The organism is Streptomyces sp. NPDC058872, from assembly GCF_042743065.1.
Taxonomy (GTDB): domain Bacteria; phylum Actinomycetota; class Actinomycetes; order Streptomycetales; family Streptomycetaceae; genus Streptomyces.
The window spans coordinates 15,100-33,255 of record NZ_JBHYMK010000024.1 but is presented as its reverse complement, the minus strand read 5'-3'; the positions used below and the strand labels follow the sequence as shown (position 1 = coordinate 33,255).

General features: G+C 73.1%; 16 protein-coding genes. 4 read left to right on the top strand and 12 right to left on the bottom strand.

From position 1 onward, the window contains the following. Positions 1-12 precede the first annotated feature (12 nt). On the top strand, positions 13-1,893 hold the full coding sequence (locus ACFW22_RS17530) for a serine/threonine-protein kinase (RefSeq protein WP_386404796.1): 1,881 nt from the start codon (positions 13-15) through the stop codon (positions 1,891-1,893). A 163-nt stretch (positions 1,894-2,056) separates the two neighbouring features. Here ACFW22_RS17530 and ACFW22_RS17525 read toward each other — a convergent pair whose 3' ends face one another. Beyond that, positions 2,057-3,340, bottom strand: a complete 1,284-nt coding sequence (locus ACFW22_RS17525; protein ID WP_386404793.1) for an adenylosuccinate synthase — start codon at positions 3,338-3,340, stop codon at positions 2,057-2,059. 143 nt (positions 3,341-3,483) lie between these two features. Between ACFW22_RS17525 and ACFW22_RS17520 the strand changes: the two genes are divergently transcribed. Next, a complete protein-coding gene (locus ACFW22_RS17520) occupies positions 3,484-4,308 on the top strand; it encodes a diacylglycerol kinase family protein (RefSeq protein ID WP_386404791.1) in 825 nt (274 codons plus the stop codon). 43 nt (positions 4,309-4,351) lie between these two features. On the opposite strand, the gene ACFW22_RS17515 is transcribed toward ACFW22_RS17520, so the two are convergent. Next, positions 4,352-4,879, bottom strand: a complete 528-nt coding sequence (locus ACFW22_RS17515; RefSeq protein ID WP_386404788.1) for a GbsR/MarR family transcriptional regulator — start codon at positions 4,877-4,879, stop codon at positions 4,352-4,354. A 63-nt stretch (positions 4,880-4,942) separates the two neighbouring features. Between ACFW22_RS17515 and ACFW22_RS17510 the strand changes: the two genes are divergently transcribed. Together ACFW22_RS17510 and ACFW22_RS17505 are read left to right on the top strand one after the other, a co-directional pair. Next, on the top strand, positions 4,943-5,860 hold the full coding sequence (locus ACFW22_RS17510; protein WP_386404785.1) for an ATP-binding cassette domain-containing protein: 918 nt from the start codon (positions 4,943-4,945) through the stop codon (positions 5,858-5,860). Next, positions 5,857-7,425: an ABC transporter permease gene (locus ACFW22_RS17505; protein ID WP_386404782.1), complete on the top strand. Its 1,569-nt coding sequence runs from the start codon at positions 5,857-5,859 to the stop codon at positions 7,423-7,425. The genes ACFW22_RS17510 and ACFW22_RS17505 overlap by 4 nt, the downstream gene beginning before the upstream one ends. A gap of 8 nt (positions 7,426-7,433) precedes the next feature. On the opposite strand, the gene ACFW22_RS17500 is transcribed toward ACFW22_RS17505, so the two are convergent. The 10 genes from ACFW22_RS17500 to ACFW22_RS17455 all read right to left on the bottom strand — a co-directional run bounded on the left by ACFW22_RS17500 (position 7,434) and on the right by ACFW22_RS17455 (position 18,145). Next, complete coding sequence (locus ACFW22_RS17500) at positions 7,434-8,621, bottom strand: cytochrome P450 (protein WP_386404985.1); 1,188 nt, start codon at positions 8,619-8,621, stop codon at positions 7,434-7,436. A gap of 48 nt (positions 8,622-8,669) precedes the next feature. After that, on the bottom strand, positions 8,670-9,332 hold the full coding sequence (locus tag ACFW22_RS17495; protein WP_386404779.1) for a response regulator: 663 nt from the start codon (positions 9,330-9,332) through the stop codon (positions 8,670-8,672). Beyond that, complete coding sequence (locus tag ACFW22_RS17490) at positions 9,329-10,651, bottom strand: sensor histidine kinase (RefSeq protein WP_386404776.1); 1,323 nt, start codon at positions 10,649-10,651, stop codon at positions 9,329-9,331. The genes ACFW22_RS17495 and ACFW22_RS17490 overlap by 4 nt, the downstream gene beginning before the upstream one ends. Positions 10,652-10,861: 210 nt before the next feature. Then, complete coding sequence (locus tag ACFW22_RS17485; RefSeq protein ID WP_386404773.1) at positions 10,862-11,731, bottom strand: alpha/beta hydrolase; 870 nt, start codon at positions 11,729-11,731, stop codon at positions 10,862-10,864. Positions 11,732-11,823: 92 nt separating this feature from the next. Beyond that, the gene (kynU, locus tag ACFW22_RS17480) at positions 11,824-13,029 is read right to left on the bottom strand and encodes a kynureninase (RefSeq protein ID WP_386404770.1); all 1,206 of its coding nucleotides are present in this window, start codon (positions 13,027-13,029) and stop codon (positions 11,824-11,826) included. Further along, positions 13,022-13,873 (bottom strand): tryptophan 2,3-dioxygenase family protein, encoded by an 852-nt coding sequence (locus ACFW22_RS17475; RefSeq protein WP_386404767.1) that lies wholly within the window; start codon positions 13,871-13,873, stop codon positions 13,022-13,024. Before ACFW22_RS17475 ends, kynU begins: the two co-directional genes overlap by 8 nt. Positions 13,874-13,997: 124 nt before the next feature. Continuing rightward, a complete protein-coding gene (locus tag ACFW22_RS17470; RefSeq protein WP_386404764.1) occupies positions 13,998-14,567 on the bottom strand; it encodes a DUF3152 domain-containing protein in 570 nt (189 codons plus the stop codon). 408 nt (positions 14,568-14,975) lie between these two features. Beyond that, on the bottom strand, positions 14,976-15,389 hold the full coding sequence (locus ACFW22_RS17465) for a DUF3151 domain-containing protein (protein ID WP_386404761.1): 414 nt from the start codon (positions 15,387-15,389) through the stop codon (positions 14,976-14,978). Positions 15,390-15,404: 15 nt separating this feature from the next. Further along, the gene (locus tag ACFW22_RS17460) at positions 15,405-16,871 is read right to left on the bottom strand and encodes an MFS transporter (protein ID WP_386404758.1); all 1,467 of its coding nucleotides are present in this window, start codon (positions 16,869-16,871) and stop codon (positions 15,405-15,407) included. A gap of 113 nt (positions 16,872-16,984) precedes the next feature. Further along, on the bottom strand, positions 16,985-18,145 hold the full coding sequence (locus tag ACFW22_RS17455; protein WP_386404755.1) for a MalY/PatB family protein: 1,161 nt from the start codon (positions 18,143-18,145) through the stop codon (positions 16,985-16,987). Between the last annotated feature and the right edge of the window lie 11 nt (positions 18,146-18,156).

Genomic DNA, 18,156 nt, shown 5'->3' with positions numbered 1-18,156 from the left:
TGCTCTGGCGACGTGGAGTCATTGAACGCGGAAGATCCGGTCAGCGTCGGCCCGTTCCGTCTGATCGGCCGTCTCGGGGTCGGCGGCATGGGCCGGGTGTTCCTGGCGCGCTCGGCCGGCGGGCGGACCGTCGCGGTCAAGGTGGTGCACGCGGAGCTGGCCGCCCAGGACGAGTTCCGGCAGCGGTTCGCGCGCGAGGTCGCCGCACTGGAACGGGTCGGTGACACCGGCACCGCGCCGGTCCTCGGCTCCGACACCACAGGCGACTCGCCGTGGGTCGCCATCGGATACGTACCGGGACCGTCGCTGCGGACCGTGGTCGGCGACGAGTTCGGGCCGCTGCCGCCCGCGACCGTACGGGCCCTGGCCTCCGGACTCGCCCGCGCCCTCGACCACATCCACGCCGCCGGACTCGTCCACCGCGACCTCAAGCCGTCCAACGTGCTGCTGACCGTCGACGGGCCCCGGATCATCGACTTCGGCATCGCCCGCGCCGTCGACAGCACCTCCGTCGGCGGCAACCTCACCACCACCGGAGCCGTCGTCGGCTCCCCCGGCTTCATGTCCCCCGAGCAGGTCCGCGGCGACCGCGTCACCCCCGCCTCCGACGTGTTCTGCCTCGGCTCCGTGCTCGTCTACGCGGCGACCGGCCGCGCCCCCTTCGGCACGGCGGACAGCGGCGTCCACGCCACGATGTTCCGCATCGCCCATGACGAACCCGACCTGACGGACCTGCCGGCCGAACTCTCCGGACTCATCCGGGCCTGCCTCGCCAAGGACCCGACGGGCCGGCCCACGGCCGCCGAGATCGCCGAGGCCCTCCCGGTCGCCGACCCCTGGCTCCCGGCGGACGTGCTGGCCAGGCTGGGACGCCACGCGGCACGGCTGTTGGAGGCGGAAGCCGCCACGGAGGGGACCGCACCCACCGGTGCCGCTCCTCCCCCGCAGCCCACCGGCACCGCGCACGGCACGCCCGACCCGGCCGCCGCCGACACCAGCCCCGCCGCTCCCCGACCGCGGCGCCGTCGCACCGCCCTGGTGGCCGCCACCACCGCCCTGGTCCTCTCGGCGGCGGCCACCGTCGCCTATTCCGTCTGGCCCGACCGGAACGCCCGAGCCGGGGCGAGCAGCGGAAAGAACGGCACCGCCCGCCCCGCCGGCATCGTCCCGGACGCCTTCATCGGCGCCTGGGAAGGCGTCCTCAAGGGCGGTGCGAACGCCCCGAAGGAGACCCGGCGGATCGAGATCGCCCAGGGCCCGGCGGGCGCCAAGACGGCCGTCTACACCCATGTCACCGGCGAGCTGCTGTGCATCGGCCGGGCTCCCCTGGTCTCCGCCACCGACGGCGAACTGCTCCTCGGCGAGGCGGAGGTCACCGCGAGCGTCCCCGCCCAGCGCTGCACCCCGGCGGCCCGCCAGAGCCTGCGGCTGCTCTCCGCCGACGTCGTCTCCTGGGGATCGGGCGTCGCCACCGGCACCTTCCAGCGGGTCAGGGCCGGAGCGGACGTCGTCCCCGCCGGCCTCGTCGGCACCTGGAAACAGGACCCGGACACGGTGACCCAGCCGGAACCCGACCGCTGGTCCTACCGGCTCGTCATCAGCCAGGGCCCGGTCGGCGCCCCCCTGGTGCGCTTCGAGCACTCCTACCCGCGCATGGACGACCAGGGCAACCTCCTCGCCGAGAACGTCAACTGCGCCTCCACGGCCGTCGTCGGCGGCTCCGGCACTCTCCTCGTCATCGGCCCGGAGACCCGCGACCGGGACGTCTGGGACTCCGAGTGCGCCGAGAACGGCTCCGGCAACCTCCGCATCGTCCGGTACCAGGGCAAGGAGGAGCTCCACCTGTACGGGATGGACTTCGACGGGGAGCCGGCCGAGTTCGTCCGCGACTAGCCCGGCTCCACGGGTCCCCGCGTTCCCCGGCGGGGACCGGACCCGCGGGCCGCAGGGCCCGGCCGCGGAAAGGCCGCGGGGGCGACGCCCGGGTCCCGGACGTCGCCCCCTCGGCGCGTGCCCGCCGTTCCGCCGGAGCGGACGGGCGAGCGGGCGCGGTCGCCTAGAGGAAGGAGTTGATCTCGATCGTCTCCGTGCGGCCCGGTCCCACGCCGATGGCCGAGATCGGGGCGCCCGACATCTCCTCCAGTGCCTTGACGTAGGCCTGCGCGTTCTTCGGCAGGTCCGCGAAGGTCTTCGCCTTGGTGATGTCCTCGGACCAGCCCGGCAGCATCTCGTAGATCGGCTTCGCGTGGTGGAAGTCCGTCTGCGAGTAGGGCAGCTCCTCGACGCGCTTGCCGTCGATCTCGTACGCGACGCAGACCGGGATCTGCTCCCAGCCGGTGAGCACGTCGAGCTTGGTGAGGAAGAAGTCCGTCAGGCCGTTGACCCGGGTCGCGTAGCGCGCGATGACCGCGTCGAACCAGCCGCAGCGGCGGTCACGGCCGGTGGTGACGCCCCGCTCGCCGCCGATGCGGCGCAGCGCCTCGCCGTCCTCGTCGAACAGCTCGGTCGGGAACGGGCCCGCGCCGACACGGGTCGTGTAGGCCTTCAGGATGCCGATGACCCGGGAGATCTTCGTGGGACCGACGCCCGCGCCCGTGCAGGCGCCGCCCGCGGTCGGGTTCGAGGAGGTGACGAAGGGGTAGGTGCCGTGGTCGACGTCGAGGAGCGTGCCCTGGCCGCCCTCGAAGAGCACGACCTTGTCCTCGTCGAGCGCGTTGTTGAGGATGAGCGTGGTGTCCGCGACGTACGGCTTGATCTGCTCCGCGTACTGGAGCATCTCCTCGACGATCTGCGCGGCGTCGATGGCCCGTCGGTTGTAGAGCTTGGCGAGGAGCTGGTTCTTGCCCTCCAGCGCCGCCTCCACCTTCTGGGTGAGGATCGACTCGTCGTACAGGTCCTGGACCCGGATGCCGACGCGGTTGATCTTGTCGGCGTAGGTCGGGCCGATGCCGCGGCCGGTGGTCCCGATCTTGCGCTTGCCGAGGAACCGTTCCGTCACCTTGTCGAGGGTGACGTTGTACGGGGTGATCAGGTGAGCGTTGCCGCTGATCAGCAGCTTGGACGTGTCCACGCCACGATCGTTCAGTCCGCTCAGCTCGGAGAGCAGGACCGCCGGGTCGACGACGACACCGTTCCCGATCACCGGGGTACACCCCGGCGAGAGGATTCCGGAAGGGAGGAGGTGGAGCGCGTACTTCTGGTCGCCGACGACGACCGTGTGGCCGGCATTGTTGCCGCCCTGGTAACGCACCACGTAGTCCACGGATCCACCGAGCAGGTCGGTGGCCTTTCCCTTGCCCTCGTCACCCCACTGAGCACCGAGCAGCACAAGTGCGGGCACAGGCGTACACCCCTTCCGGGTGGGGCATGTCCAAGGTCAGGGGGCGTACGCCGCCTCACCGGTGTGCCCCGGAATAGACGAAGCCCCTGGCGCAATAGCGCAAGGGGCTCTTGCACAAAGATGCTACCCGAGGAAGGACCGAGGTGTCGGATCACGACCAGCTGCTGGTCATCGTCGACCCGGTCGCCCGCCGAAATGACGGCGAGTCCGTACGGATCGCGAAGGATGTGCTGTCCGCCGGCGCAGAGGCGAAGATCTGCCTGCCGGACGGCCCCGAGGAATTCTCCCGGGCCCTGGCCCGACGCGGTTCGCGACGGATCGTGGTGCTCGGCGACGACCGCGCACTGCTGCGCACGGTGGCCCTGCTGCACCAGGGGCGGGACCTCGCCGACGGGGCCCTCTCACTGGTGCCGATCGGCACACCGGACACCCTGGAGGTGGCCCGTGCGCTCGGCGTGCCGCACTCCACGCCCACGGCCGCCCGCGCGGTGCTGCACGGGGCCGTACGCCGCCTGGACCTGCTCGCCGACGACAGCGACGGCGTCGTCCTGGGCGACCTGCTGGTGCCGGCCGTGCCCGCCCTGGCCCCGACGACCCCGTCCGTCTGGGACGCCTGCCGCTCCCTGGTCCGCACGCTGGTCCGGCCGGCCCCGGCGGCACTGGCCGTCCGCACCCACCGGCTGCGGGTGGAGGCGGACGGGGTGCTGCTCGCCGATGTCGACGCCCCCGTGGAGGGGCTGACGGTCCGGCCCGTCTCGGGTGCGGTCGAGGTGACCGTCCGCCCCCGGGCCGCTCCGCCCCGCCGGACGACCGCCCACAGCCTCACGGTCTCGGGCCCCGACTTCCGCTACCGCGCGGACGGCCGGCTGATCGGCCCGGTCCGTCGCCGCACCTGGACGGTGTTGGCGGGGGCGTGGGGGCTGACCCTGCCCCGGGAGGTCGCCCACGAGGTCCGTGCGACGCGGTGAACGGGAGGGCCGGGCGACCGCCGACACGGCGGAGACCGGAGGCTCAGGGCTCCGGGACGGCCCCGGGCCCGTCCGCCGTCCGCGCCTCCTTGTGGGCGCGCCAGCGGTCCATGATCCCGAGCATCTCGGTGTGCAGGAAGGCGAAGAACTCGGCGGTCTCCGCCGTGCGGCGGCCCGCCGCCGTGTCCGGGCCGAGGGCCTCGGCGCCTTCTTGGAGGACCTTCTCCCAACGGACGAGGACCTGGTCGCGCCGGGTGAAGGTCTCGTACCAGAGCTCGTTGTGGAGGACGTACCGGTCGCGGCGGGTGCCGGGGTCGCGCTCGCGGCTGACCATGTCGACCCGGGTGAGGTAACCGATCGCGCCGGAGACGGCGGCCGGGCTGATCTGCAGCTGCTCGGCGAGCTCGGCCGCGGTCAGGGAGGCGGTCTCGGAGGTGAGGAGGGCCGCGAAGACGCGGCTCGCCATGCGCTGCATGCCGGCGGCGGTCATCTCGGCCGCCAGGCGTTCGACGAAGCGGGACAGCGCCTGCGCACTCCCGTCTTCCCCGGCGGTCGTCGTCATCTCGCTCATCCTCCAGACTTTATACGGTTCCTTAACTTCACAAGTTTGTGAACATCCCGTACGTTCTGAATCATGACGAAGGCAATCAGCGTCGCGGGGCTCCACAAGTCCTTCGGGCGCACCCGTGCGCTCGACGGTCTCGACCTCACCGTCGGAACCGGCGAGGTCCACGGCTTCCTCGGCCCCAACGGCTCCGGGAAGTCCACCACCATCCGGGTCCTGTTGGGCCTGCTGCGGCCCGACTCCGGCAGCGCCCGGCTCCTCGACCGCGACCCCTGGCAGGACGCGGTCGAACTGCACCGGCGGATCGCGTACGTCCCGGGCGACGTGACCCTGTGGCGCAACCTCTCCGGCGGCGAGGTCATCGACCTCTACGGCCGGCTGCGCGGCAACGGGCTCGACCGGACGCGCCGGGCCGAGTTGATCGAACGCTTCGAGCTGGACCCCACCAAGAAGGGCCGCACCTACTCCAAGGGCAACCGACAGAAGGTCGCGCTCGTCGCCGCCTTCGCCTCCGACGCCGACCTGCTCGTCCTGGACGAACCGACCAGCGGCCTCGACCCGCTGATGGAGGAGGTCTTCCAGGGCTGCGTCGAGGACGCCCGCCGCCGGGGACGGACGGTCCTGCTGTCCTCGCACATCCTCAGCGAGGTCGAGGCCCTCTGTGACCGGGTCAGCATCATCCGCAAGGGCAGGACCGTCGAATCGGGTTCGCTCGCGGAGCTGCGCCACCTGACCCGGACCAGCATCACGGCCGAACTCGCCGGCCCCCCCGACGGCCTGGCCCGCCTCCCCGGCGTCCACGACCTCACCCTCCAGGACGTCGAAGGAGGGCGGGGCAGCCGGATCAGCCTCCAGGTCGACACCGACGGACTCGACGCCGTCCTCCGGTCCCTGACCGCCTCGGGCGTGCGGAGCCTGACCTCCACCCCGCCCACCCTGGAGGAGCTCTTCCTCCGCCACTACGCGGACGCGGGGGCGACGGCATGAGCGCCCTCGCCGGCACCGGCGCCCTCACCCGGCTCGCCCTGCGCCGCGACCGGCTGACGATCCCCGTCTGGGCCCTCGTCACCGGCGGCCTGGTCGTCAGCGGCGCCGGCTCCCTGGAAGGGCTGTACGGAACGGCCGCGGAGCGGTCCGCCCTCGCCGCCTCCATGACCGCCAACAGCTCGATGCGGGCACTGTACGGACCGGTCTTCGGCGACTCGCTCGGCGGTCTGGTCGCCTGGCGCTTCGGCACCTTCGGCGCGGTGCTCGCCGCCGTCGCGAGCCTGATCGTGGTGGTCCGCCACACCCGTGAGGAAGAGGAGACGGGACGTCAGGAGATGCTGTCCGCCGGTGCGGTGGGACGCCGGGCACCGCTCACGGCCGCCCTCCTCGCCGCGCTCGTCGTGAACGCCGCCGTCGCCCTCCTCGTCACCGCCGGCCTCGCCGGCCAGGGAGCGGCCGGAGCCCTCGCCCTCGGCCTGGCGATCGGCGGCACCGGGATGGTCTTCGCCACCGCCGCCGCGCTCACCGCCCAGCTCACGGAGAGCGCACGGCTCGCCAAGGGCCTGGCCTCGGCCGTGCTGGGCCTCGCGTTCGTGCTGCGGGCGGCCGGGGACGCCGGTACCGCGGACGGCGACTCGGTCCTCACCTGGCTCTCGCCGATCGGCTGGGCCGAACACGTCCGCGCCTTCACCGGCGAACGCTGGTGGGTGCTGCTCCTGATCGCCGGTGCCGTCCTCGTCCAGACGGCGGCGGCCTACGCGCTGACCGCCCGCCGGGACATCGGCGCGAGCTTCCTCGCGACCCGGCCGGGCCCGGCCGAAGGCAGACTCGCAACGGCCGGGGCGCTCGCCTGGCGGCTCCAGCGCGGTTCGCTCCTCGGCTGGTCGCTCGGCTTCCTGCTCGGCGGCCTCGTCTTCGGCGGGATGGTCGAGGGTGCGGCCGACATCGTCGGCGACAACGAGCGGGCCCGCGAGATCTTCGAACGGATGGGCGGTCAGACGGCGCTCACCGACGCCTTCCTCGCCACCATGGCGTCCCTCTTCGGGATGGTCGCCGCGCTGTACGCGGTCGGGTCGGCGCTGCGACCGCACGGCGAGGAGACCTCGGGTCGCGCCGAACCGCTCCTCGCCCACCCCCTCGGCCGGGTCCGCTGGGCCGCCGGGCACCTGGTCATCGCCTTCGGCGGTGCGGCCCTGATCCTCGCCCTCGCCGGACTGGGCCTGGCCCTCTCCTACGGGCAGGACCTGGGCCCGGTGCTGGGTGCGGTGCTCGTCCAGCTTCCGGCCGTGTGGACGCTCACCGGGCTCGCGGTCCTGCTCTGGGGCGCCGTCCCGAAGGCCGCGACCGCCGCCTGGGGCGTCGCCGGCCTCTGCCTGGTGCTCGGCTGGATCGGCCCGGCGCTCGACCTGCCCCGGGCGGTCCTGGACCTCTCCCCCTTCGGGCACCTGCCGAAGCTCCCGGGGGCGGAGGCGGCCTGGACCCCGGTGCTCGCGCTGACGGTCCTGGCGGCGGTGCTGACCGCGGCCGGTCTCGCGGGGCTGCGGCGCCGGGACCTCACCGGCTGAGCCCGGGGTCAGACCTCCACCAGCAGCTCCTCGAAGCCCCGGATCACGTACCCCGGTCGCCACACCGGGTCGGCCGCGAGCCGCAGGTCCGGGGCCCGGCGGAGCAGTGCGGCGAAGACCGCCGTGAGTTCGAGGCGGGCCAGCGGGGCGCCGAGGCAGTAGTGGATGCCCGCACCGAAGGTGACGTGCGGGTTGTCGGAGCGTTCGAGGTCGAGGACGTCGGCGGTGGGGCCGAAGCGGGCGGGGTCGCGGTTGGCGGAGCCGAAGAGGAGGGCGACCTCGGAACCGCGCGGGATGGTGACGCCGCCGACCTCGATGTCGTCGAGGACCCAGCGCTCGAACATCTGGAGGGGCGTGTCGTAGCGCAGGAGTTCTTCCACAGCTGTGGACAGCGCCTCGGGGCGCGGACGGACCCCCTCCTTCAGGAGGGTCCACCACCCGTTGACCGTGGTGTTCACGGTGGCCTCGTGGCCGGCGTTGAGGAGCAGGACGCAGGTGGAGACCATCTCCTGTTCCGTCAGCCCCTCGACCGCGACCAGGGAAGAGATCAGGTCGTCCCCCGGGCTCTTGCGCCGCCGCGCGATCAGCTCCCGCAGGTAGTCCGAGAACTCCAGCGAGGCCCGCACCGCCCGCCGGGCCGTCTCCTCCGAGGGGTCCAACTCGAACATCCCGCAGATCGCCGCCGACCAGGGCCGCAGCATCCCCCGCTCCTCGTCCTCCTCCGGAACCCCCAGCATCTCGGCGATCACCGCCACGGGCAGCGGCTCGGCGACCATCGCCAACAGGTCGCCGCCGCCCGCCGCCACCAGCTCGCCGACCAGCCGATCGGCGAGCCCCCGTACGGTCGGGGCCAGGTCCTCCACCGTCCTCGGGGTGAACGCCTTCGAGACGAGCCGTCGGATCCGACCGTGGTCGGCCGCCTCCAGGTCGAGCAACCCGTGGTCGTTGAGCGTGTGGAAGGGCTCGTGCGCCGGGTCCGGCGCCGCCCTCCCGAACTCCTCGTGGGTGAACCGGTGGGTGTACGTCCGACCGAGGCGCCGGTCGCGCAGCAGCGCCGACACGTCCTCGTGGTGCGGGATCAACCACTGCCGCGTCGGGGCGTACCAGTGGGCGCGGCCGGCGGCGCGCAATCGGGCGTAGGCGGGGTAGGGATCGGCGACGAACTCCGCCGACCAGGGATCGAAAGCAGCGTCCACAGGGTCCATGCCCGGACGCTACCGTCCGGGCACCGCCGCGGGACCGGCTCAGCCGCCGACGCGCACCAGGCCCGCCTCGTACGCGAAGACCGCCGCCTGGGTGCGGTCGCGCAGGCCCAGCTTCACCAGGACCCGGCTGACGTGCGTCTTGATCGTCGACTCGGCGACGACGAGCCGGTCGGCGATCTCGGCGTTCGACAGGCCCTGTGCGATGAGGACGAGGACCTCCGTCTCCCGCTCCGTCAGCTCCCCGACCTGCACCGCGGCCGGCGGACGCGACGAACTCCCCGGCGTCTTCGCGAACTCGGTGATCAGACGCTTCGTCACGGTCGGCGCGAGCAGCGCCTCACCGGCCGCGACGACCCGGACTCCGTCCGCGAGTTGACGGGCCGAGGCGTCCTTGAGGAGGAACCCGGAGGCCCCGGCGCGCAGCGCCTGGTAGACGTACTCGTCCAGGTCGAAGGTGGTCAGGACGAGGACCTTCGCCTCCTCGTCGGCGGCGACGATCTCCCTGGTGGCCTCGATGCCGTTGAGCTCGGGCATCCGGATGTCCATGAGGACCACATCGGGCCGGAGGACGGCGACCTGCTCGACCGCCTCCCGGCCGTTGACCGCCTCGCCGACGACCTCGATGTCCGGCATCGCGCCGAGCAGCACCGAGAAGCCCTCGCGCACCATCATCTGGTCGTCGACGATCAGGACCCGGATCACGCCTGCTGCTCCTCACGGCCCACGGGGACGAAGGCGGTCACCTCGTAGCCGCCGTCGTCGGTCGCCCCGGCGGTCATCTCCCCGCCCAACATCGTCACGCGCTCCCGCATGCCGGCGATGCCGTGGCCCGCCCCGGGCGAGGGCTCGGCGGGACCGCGCGCCGGTCCGTTGACGACGCGCAGACCCAGTCCGCCCAGGACGTGACTGACCTCGACCTTCGCGGGTGCGCCCGGCGCGTGCCGCAACACGTTCGACAGGGCTTCCTGGACGATCCGGTACGCGGAGAGCTCCACGCCCTGCGGCAGCTCGCGCACCGCGCCGGTCACCGTCTTCGTCACGTCGAGCCCGGCCTCCCGGACGTTGTCGACCAAGGCGTCCAGGTCGTCGAGCGTCGGCTGCGGGGCTTCGGGCGCCTCGTAGTCCTCGGCCCGGACGACCCCGAGGATCCGGCGCAGTTCGGTCAGGGCGGCGACCGCGTTCTCACGGATGGTGCGGAAGGCCTGCTCCAGTTCCGGCGGCGGGTTCTCCACCCGGTACGGCGCCGCCTCCGCCTGGATGGCGACCACGGACATGTGGTGGGCGACGACGTCGTGCAACTCGCGGGCGATGGTGGTGCGCTCCTCCAGGACGGTCCGCTTGGAGATCTCCCGGAGGGTGACGGTCTCCTGGGCGGTGACGTCGCGGCGGGCCTGGCGACGGACCTGGACGAGGGTGACGGCGAGCAGCGCGAGGGCCGCGACGAAGAGCATCGGGACCGAGTCGGATCCGCGCCCCACCCCGAGGAACGCCTCGGTGAAGAGGGCGTAGCCCGCCGTCACGGCCCACATCCAGGCCGCTGCCCGGGGGCCGGTGCGGGCGGCGACGACGGTGAGGACGACCAGGTGGGCGGCGAAGGCGTTGTCGGTCCAGGGCCAGCCTCCCCAGTGGTCGCTGAGGAGGGACAGGAAGGGGGTCACGGCGAGCGAGGCCCAGAAGGCGAGGACCGGCCTGCTCAGCGTGGCGAGCACGATCGCCGGCGGCACCCAGGCGAAGAGGAAGGCCGCCGGTGCGAAGCCGACGGCGCTGCCGTCGGAGCCGATCGCCAGGACGACGAAGGCGCAGAAGGCGACCACCGCGTGCGGGAACAGGCCGGCGTGGCCGCGTATCCGCCCCGGCAGGCGACGTGCGGGGCCGCTGTCCACGTCCATGCGCGGCAACGGCCGGTAGGCGAGGGCGTCGTGGAGGAGTTCCTGGCGCAGCCCTTCGAGGGCCGCCTGCACCAGGCGGAACTCGGGGCTGCGGCTCGTCTCGGACGAGTGCGTCTGGGTCACGCGGAACACCGTACGCACCGGGCCGCACGGGGTCGTCCGGCCCGGTGCGGATCCTTCGGGGTCCTCCTTGAGGACGAGGACGCCCCCCGGTCGGACCGGGGGCGTCCTCGTCGCCGGGTCAGGAGACCGAGCGGAACGTGGTGCCCCCTCCCGCGTAGGGGTCCGTCGTGGTGCGGGTGGCGGAGGTGCCGTTTCCGGCGCCCCTCGACGGCCCACGGGTCACCAGGCCAGCTGGGCGATCTCCTCCGCAACCACCGCGCACGCGTCCGCCGCCGGGTCGATCAGCGGGAAGTGGCCGACCTCCTCCAGGAGCGTCATGCCGACCTCCTCGCCCGCCTTGGACGCCGCCTCCGCATACGCCTCGGCGACCGCGTGCGGCACGACCACGTCCTCGCGGCCCTGCACCAGGATGGTGGCGATGCCGGTGGGGAGCAGGACTGCGGGATCCGTGGCGGCCGAACGGCCGGCGAGCTCCGCCTCCCCGCCGAGCAGTTCCGTGACCGCACCACCGCACACCCCCAGCTCCACGGCCCGGGCGAAGTGGGCGATCGGGGCGAGGGCGACGACCCCGCGCAGCGCCGGCGGAGCGGGGAGCCGCCACGGGGAGCCGGCGGGCAGCACGTGCCGGGCGGCAGCCCACAGGGCGAGGTGGCCGCCCGCCGAGTGGCCGGTGAGGACGGTCCGGTGCGGATCGGCCTGCGGCAGGTGCACGGCGGCCAGGTCGGGCACGGCGTCCAGGGCGGCGGCCACGTCGTCGAAGGTCTCCGGCCAGCGCCCGGCGACCGGGGCCGTGCCGCCCTGGCGGGGGATGTCGCTGCCGCGCCGGTACTCGACGCTCGCCACGGCGAAGCCCCGACGGGCCAGGAAGTCCACGAACGGGGTCAGGTGCTGCCGGTCGTACGGGGCCCGCCAGGCGCCCCCGTGCAGGGCGATGACGAGCGGGGCGCGGGTGCGCCCGTCGCGCGGGGCGTAGAAGTCGACCACCTGGTCCGGGTGGTCGCCGTACGCGGCGGAGGCGTCCGGGGCGACGACCGGGTGCGAGAAGGCCGACGCCTCTTCGGCGGCATCGCGCGCGGCGGGGTCCGGCATGCTGTTCCAACCTCTCGGATACGCGGCCGAATTGGCCTGACCTGCGGGGACGGTACCAGCACCGGGCCCCGCAGATCAGGCCGCGTTCGGGCCTACGCCCCGGCGGTCCCGTCCAGGACGTCCGCCAGCGTCCGGGCCGCCCGCTCCGCGTCCGCGAAGCCCACGTACAGCGGGGTGAAGCCGAACCGCAGGATGTCCGGCCGGCGCAGGTCGCCCACCACGCCCCGCTCGATCAGCTCGGCCATGACGGCGGGGGCACCGGCACAGGCCAGCGCGACCTGGCTGCCGCGCTCGGCGTGCCCGTCGGGCGTCACCGACCGGACCCTCCCCTCGGGGACGTACGCCCGCACGCACTCCAGGAAGAAGTCCGTGAGCGCCAGGGACTTGGCCCGCACGTCCTCGACGGCGACCCCGTCCCAGACGTCGAGCGCCGCTTCGAGGGCCAGCATGGAGAGGATGTCGGGCGTACCGACCCTGCCGCGCACGACGCCTTCCGCCGCCGCGTACCCGTGGGTCATGCCGAAGGGGTCGACGTGCGAGTTCCAGCCGGGCAGCGGTGAGTCGAAGGCGGCCTGGTGGCGCTCGGCGACGTACAGGTAGGCGGGTGCACCGGGGCCGCCGTTCAGGTACTTGTAGGTGCAGCCGACGGCCAGGTCGACCCCGTGGGCGTCCAGTCCGACGGGCAGGGCGCCCGCGCTGTGGCACAGGTCCCAGACGGCGAGCGCGCCCGCCGCGTGGAGCGCGGCGGTGATGCCGGGCAGGTCCTGCAGCCGACCGGTGCGGTAGTCGACGTGGTTGACGAGCGCGAGGGCCGTGCGACTGCTGACCGCGGCGGGCATCCCCGCCGGGTCGACGGGCACGATCCGGTGGCCGGTCATCCGCGCCGCGGACTCCGCGATGTAGCCGTCCGTGGGGAACGTCGTCGCGTCGACGAGTATCTCGTCCCGGTCCCCGCCGCTCAGCCGGGCGGCGCCGACGACCGCCTTGAAGACGTTCACGCTCGTCGAGTCGCCGACCACGACCTGCCCCGGGGCGGCGCCGACGAGGGGGGCGATCCGGTCACCGATCCGTTCGGGCGCGGTCCACCAGCCGGACTCGCCCCAGGAGCGGATGCGGAGCTCGCCCCACTCGCGGGTGATGACGTCGGCCATGCGGGCCGGGACGTGCGCCGGCAGTGCGCCGAGCGAGTTCCCGTCGAGGTAGACGGTCCCCTCGTCGAGCGCGAACTTCTCCCGGTGCTTGCCCAGTTCGTCGGCCGCGTCCAGCCGGGCGGCCTTCTCCTCGTAGGACTCAGACATGGCTGCGCGCCGTCCACAGCTCCGGGAACACGTTCTTCTGGGCCCGCTTCTCCAGCCAGGCCACGCCCGCCGAACCTCCGGTTCCGGTCTTCGCGCCCATCGCCCGGCGGGTCGCCACCAGGTGGTCGTTGCGCCAGCGCCAGACCAGTTCGGCGACGTCGCTCAGGGCCTCGCCGAGCCGGACCAGCTCGCCGTTCTGGTCGGCGTCCGTGTAGATCCCGGCCCAGACCGCCTCGACCTCGGGCGAAGGCTCGTACCGCTGCGCCAGGTCACGGCCGAGGACCGACTCCGGCACCGGCAGTCCGCGCCGGGCGAGCAGCCCGAGGACCTCGTCGTACAGGCTCGGCTCGTGGAGCGCCTTCTCCAGTTCGGCGTGGACGCGGGGCGCGCCCCGGTGCGGGACGAGCATGGACGCGGACTTCTCGCCGAGCAGGAACTCCATCCGCCGGTACATGGCCGACTGGAAGCCGGAGCCCTCGCCGAGCGCCGCCCGGTAGGCGTTGAACTGGCCGGGGGTGAGCTGGGCGAGCGGACGCCACGAGTGGTTGAGGGCCTCCAGCTCGCGCACCGAGCGCTTGAGCGCGTCCATCGCGACGGGAATCCGGTCCTCGCGCAGGGCGCGGCTCGCGGTCTCCCACTCGTGCACGATCACCGTGAACCACAGCTCCATGACCTGGGTGGTGACCAGGAAGACCATCTCGCCGGGGTCGTCCGAGCGGAGGTGCTGGAGGTGGGTGAGGACGTCCGCCTGGACGTAGTCCTCGTACGGCGTCGTGCCCGCGAAGTCGAGGTTCGGGTCGTCGACGACCGAGCCGGCTCCGGAGGCATCGGGGAAGGTGGACATTTCTGTCTCCTCGATACGAACTACCGGGTAGCGGTCCGCTCCACCGCGTGCGCGCTCTGCGGCGCGCCACGGGAGCTCCGGTCCCCTCGGGAGGCGTGCTCCTTCGCGCGCCCTCCCATGCGCATCATGACACGATCGGCCCCGTGATGTAGCTCCCGTCTTCGTCGTACGGAAAGGCGTTCGATCGACAGCCGTTGAGTCCCTTGATCTGCTGCATCATCGCGGGCGCGGGTTTGCCCGGTCCCGGGCAGGCCATGTGGGTGCGGATGCCGATCTCGTGCCCGACCTCATGGTTGATGATCAGGTGTCGGTACTCGTCCGGCTCTCCCGCGAAGGTGGGCGAGCCGAGCATCCACCGCTTGAGGTTCACCACGACGCCGTCGGTGGTCTCGCAGTTCAGCTCCCCGTGGGTGTTGAGGCCCTGGCGGAGGCAGAGCGCGTCGGCCGTGTCCGGGGTGGCGATCCTGATGACGAAGTCGGCGTTCCCCGAAACCAGCTGGAAGCGCCCCCTGCCGTGCGCGGCCCAACCGCGCGGATGGGCCAGGATCCGTTGGATCTCCGCGGCCGTCTCGCGCGCCGACAGCTCGATGCCGTCCTCGACCTGGACCCGGTAGCGACGCAGCACGCCGGAGGTGCCCACCGGGGAGCCGTTGGCCTGCGCGGTGGTGAAGGTACCGGCGCCGGACTGCGGCACGGTGGTCTTCTTCGGTGTGGGCGTGGGCGTGGGCTCGGACGTCGTCCTCTCGGCAGCCGGCGTCGGCGTCGGTGTCGGTGTCGGTGTCGGTGTCGCCGCCGTGGGCCGGGGAGCGGCCGTGCTGCGGTCCGCCGCCGGGGCCGACACGTCTCCCGTGTCCCCGCCGCCGAAGTGCGCGAGGGCGGCCCCGCCACCGAGCGAAAGGGCGGTCAGCAGCAGGACGGGCAGGACGAAACGGGTGGGAGGTGTGCGCCTCCGCCTCGTCCGACGGCGTTGCTTGTGTGCAGCACGTTTCCCCACGACAGGCCTTCCCCCTTGTGCCTTGCAGTCCTGGGGATCGTAGCGACCGTGTCGAACGCCCTTTCCTCCGCGCAGGAGGAAAGGGCGTCCGGGGCGGGCTGCGGGGAATCAGCCGAGGGTCTCGGCCGCGGTCTCCGAGGAGTCCCGCAGGAAGGTCGTGCAGCGCTCGTACTCCTCCTTCTCACCGATCTCCCCGGCGGCCCGGGCCAGGGCGTGCAGTGCGCGGAGGAAGCCGCGGTTGGGCTCGTGCTCCCACGGCACCGGGCCGTGGCCCTTCCAACCGCTGCGGCGCAGCGCGTCCAGGCCGCGGTGGTAGCCGGTACGGGCGTAGGCGTACGACTCGACGACCGCACCGCGCTCGAAGGCGTCGTCGGCGAGCTGTGCCCAGGCGAGCGAGGACGTCGGGTACTTCGCGGCGACGTCCGCCGGCGCCGTGCCGCTCGCGAGCAGTTCGCGCGGCCCCGGGTCGTCGGGCAGGTGGGTGGGGGCCGGTCCCCCCAGCAGGTTCTCGTGGATGGCCATGGGCCCCAGTCTGCCTCAGGACCCGGGCCCCGGTCCTTCCCGTTCCCCCGGATCCAGCGGTGGTGCCGTCACCCCGCAGTGGACCTTGCACTCCGGGTGGCAGTCCGCCGCCGCGGCCGGGGTGCGCAGGGTCGTCCAGGCGAGGAGCGCCCCCACCACCAGGATCCCCGCACACATCGGCATCGCCCGCCGGAACGTCGCCCCGAATTCCTCTGCCGAGCGGTACGCCTCCGGCCCCATCCCGGCCAGCAGCGGCAGCGCGGCCACCGCGATCAGCCCGGCGGCCCGGGCCGCCGCGTTGTTGATGCCGCTCGCGAGCCCCGCCCGCGCCACCTCCACCGAGGCGAGGACGGTCGCGGTCAGCGGCGCGACCAGGGTGGTCATGCCGAAGCCGAGCACCAGCAGGGCCGGCAGCACGTCACGGACGTACGAGGCGTCCTCCCCGACCCGCAGCATCAGCAGCATCCCCGCCGCGCACAGCAGCGGCCCGACCGTGAGGGGGATCCGGGGCCCGATCCGCTCCCCCAACTCGCCGGACTTCGCCGAGAGCAGCAACATCAGCACCGTCGTCGGCAGCAGGGCCGTGCCGGCGCCGAGCGCCGAGTACCCGGAAACCACCTGGAGCTGGAGCGCCGCCAGGAAGAAGAAGCCCCCGAAGGCCGCGTACACGCACAACGTGACCAGGTTGACCGCGGTGAACTGCCGTGAGCGGAAGATCGACGGAGGCACCATCGCCCGCTCCCCGCGCCGCCGCTCCACCACCACGTACCCGGCGCCGACCAGCACCCCCGCCGCTCCGGCCCACCAGGCCGCACCGATCAGCGCATAGGTGACGAGGGCGAGCGCCGCCGCGCCCAGCACCGCGCCGAGCACGTCGAACCGGCCGTGCGCGGTCTCGTCCCGGGACTCCGGCACGTGCCGGAGGGCGACCGGCACGCAGACGGCGGCGAGCGGCACGTTCAGCAGGAACACCCACCGCCAGCCGGGGCCGTCCACCAACCAGCCGCCGACGAACGGGCCGATCGCCGCCCCCACCCCGCCGAAGCCCGACCAGAGCCCGACCGCCCTCGCCCGGTCGTCCGGGTGGAAGCTCGCCTGGATCAGGGCGAGCGAGCCCGGCGTGAGCAGTGCGCCGCCGATGCCCTGGAGGGCACGGGCCGCGATCAGCACCCCGGCGTTCGGGGCGACCCCGCACAGCAGGGAGGCCAGTGCGAACCACACCACCCCGATGACGAAGACCTTCCGCCGTCCGAACCGGTCGCCGAGCGAACCGCCGAGCAGGATGAGCCCGGCCAGGGTCAGCAGATAGGCGTTGACCGTCCACTGGAGGACGGCGAGGTCGGCGCCCAGGTCGGTGCCGATGTGCGGCAGGGCGACATTGACGACGGTCGAGTCGAGCAGCGCCATCCCCGAGCCGAGGACGGTGGTGAACACGATCCACCGCCCCGTCCCCGAGGCCATCCGCACGTCCCGCGCACCCATGCCTGCCATGGTCCCCGCGACGGGGGCCGCGTGCACCTCGCCGCGGGCTTGTCGTCAGGTGCACCTCCCCCGCGGGCGCGTCGCCGGGTCGGTGCCCGGGGGACGGTTCCGCCTCAGGCCGTACGCAAGCGGTTCGCGGCCCGCACGAGGGCGTCCACCCCCCGTTCGGCCTTGCTCCGGGGACAGCCGAGGTTCAGTCGGACGAAGCCGGGAGCGCCGTACACCCCGCCCGGCATGATCGCGACCTTCTCCGCCGTCACCAGCTCTTCCTGGAGCCGGTCCTCTTCGATCCCGAGCGGACGCAGGTCGATCCAGGCCAGATAGCCGGCCTGCGGCGGCGCCCAGTCGACCTCGGGCAGGCCTTCCGCCAGGCGGTCCCGGACCATCCCCATGGTGCCCGCCACATAACCGCGCAGCGCGTCCAACCAGGCCGCGCCCCGGCGGTAGGCGGCGATGTGCGCGGTGAGCGACAGCACCGCCGGCGAGGCGAGGCCCTCGCCGGTCTCCATGCGGCGGATGAAGGCCGTGCGTTCCTCGGGGTCGCCGACGATCCCGTACGAACCGGAGAGCGCCGGGAAGTTGAAGGCCTTGGTGCCGGAGGTGACCAGGGCCCAACGGCGACTCCGGTCGGCCCCGGCGATCCGGGTCCAGGGGACGTGCCGGTGGCCGTCGGTCGTGAGGTCGGCGTGGATCTCGTCGCTGATGACGGCCACACCGTGCCGCTCCGCCAGCTCCGCGAAGGCGGTGAGTTCCTCCTCCGTCCACACCCGGCCGGTCGGGTTGTGCGGGGAGCAGAGCAGCAGCACGCGGCTGTCGGGGCGGGCCAGCTCCCACTCCAGCGCCTCCGGGTCCCCGATCGGGACGCCCCTCAGCTCGCGGCCGAGACCGGTGACGGCCTTGCGGAAACCGTCGTACGTGGGGGTGTGGACGACGATGCCGTCACCGGGCTCGGTCCACATCTGGAGGAGCTGCGAGAGCTGGGAGAGCACCGAGGGCGCGTACACCAGCGCTCCGGGATCGATCGCGGCACCGTACCGGCTCGCGTACCAGTGGCGTATCGCCTCCCGGAAGTCCCCGAGCCGCCAGTCCGTGTAGCCGAAGACACCGTGGTCGACCCGCTCGCGCAGGGCCGCGAGGACCTCCGGCGGAGAGGCGAAGTCCATGTCGGAGATGGTGAAGGGCAGCAGCTCGGACACGCCGAAGCGATCCGCGATGCCGTCCCATTGGACCGAACTGGTCCCGTGCCGGTCTATCTCCCGGTCGAAGTCGTACATCGGGCGCTCCC

Bases quoted from the DNA above. Each gene is read 5' to 3' on its own strand.
- ACFW22_RS17515 (WP_386404788.1), bottom strand. From the start codon at position 4,879: ATGAGCGAGATGACGACGACCGCCGGGGAAGACGGGAGTGCGCAGGCG.
- ACFW22_RS17510 (WP_386404785.1), top strand. From the start codon at position 4,943: ATGACGAAGGCAATCAGCGTCGCGGGGCTCCACAAGTCCTTCGGGCGC.
- ACFW22_RS17505 (WP_386404782.1), top strand. From the start codon at position 5,857: ATGAGCGCCCTCGCCGGCACCGGCGCCCTCACCCGGCTCGCCCTGCGC.
- ACFW22_RS17485 (WP_386404773.1), bottom strand. From the start codon at position 11,731: ATGCCGGACCCCGCCGCGCGCGATGCCGCCGAAGAGGCGTCGGCCTTC.
- kynU (WP_386404770.1), bottom strand. From the start codon at position 13,029: ATGTCTGAGTCCTACGAGGAGAAGGCCGCCCGGCTGGACGCGGCCGAC.
- ACFW22_RS17475 (WP_386404767.1), bottom strand. From the start codon at position 13,873: ATGTCCACCTTCCCCGATGCCTCCGGAGCCGGCTCGGTCGTCGACGAC.
- ACFW22_RS17465 (WP_386404761.1), bottom strand. From the start codon at position 15,389: ATGGCCATCCACGAGAACCTGCTGGGGGGACCGGCCCCCACCCACCTG.
- ACFW22_RS17460 (WP_386404758.1), bottom strand. From the start codon at position 16,871: ATGGGTGCGCGGGACGTGCGGATGGCCTCGGGGACGGGGCGGTGGATC.
- ACFW22_RS17455 (WP_386404755.1), bottom strand. From the start codon at position 18,145: ATGTACGACTTCGACCGGGAGATAGACCGGCACGGGACCAGTTCGGTC.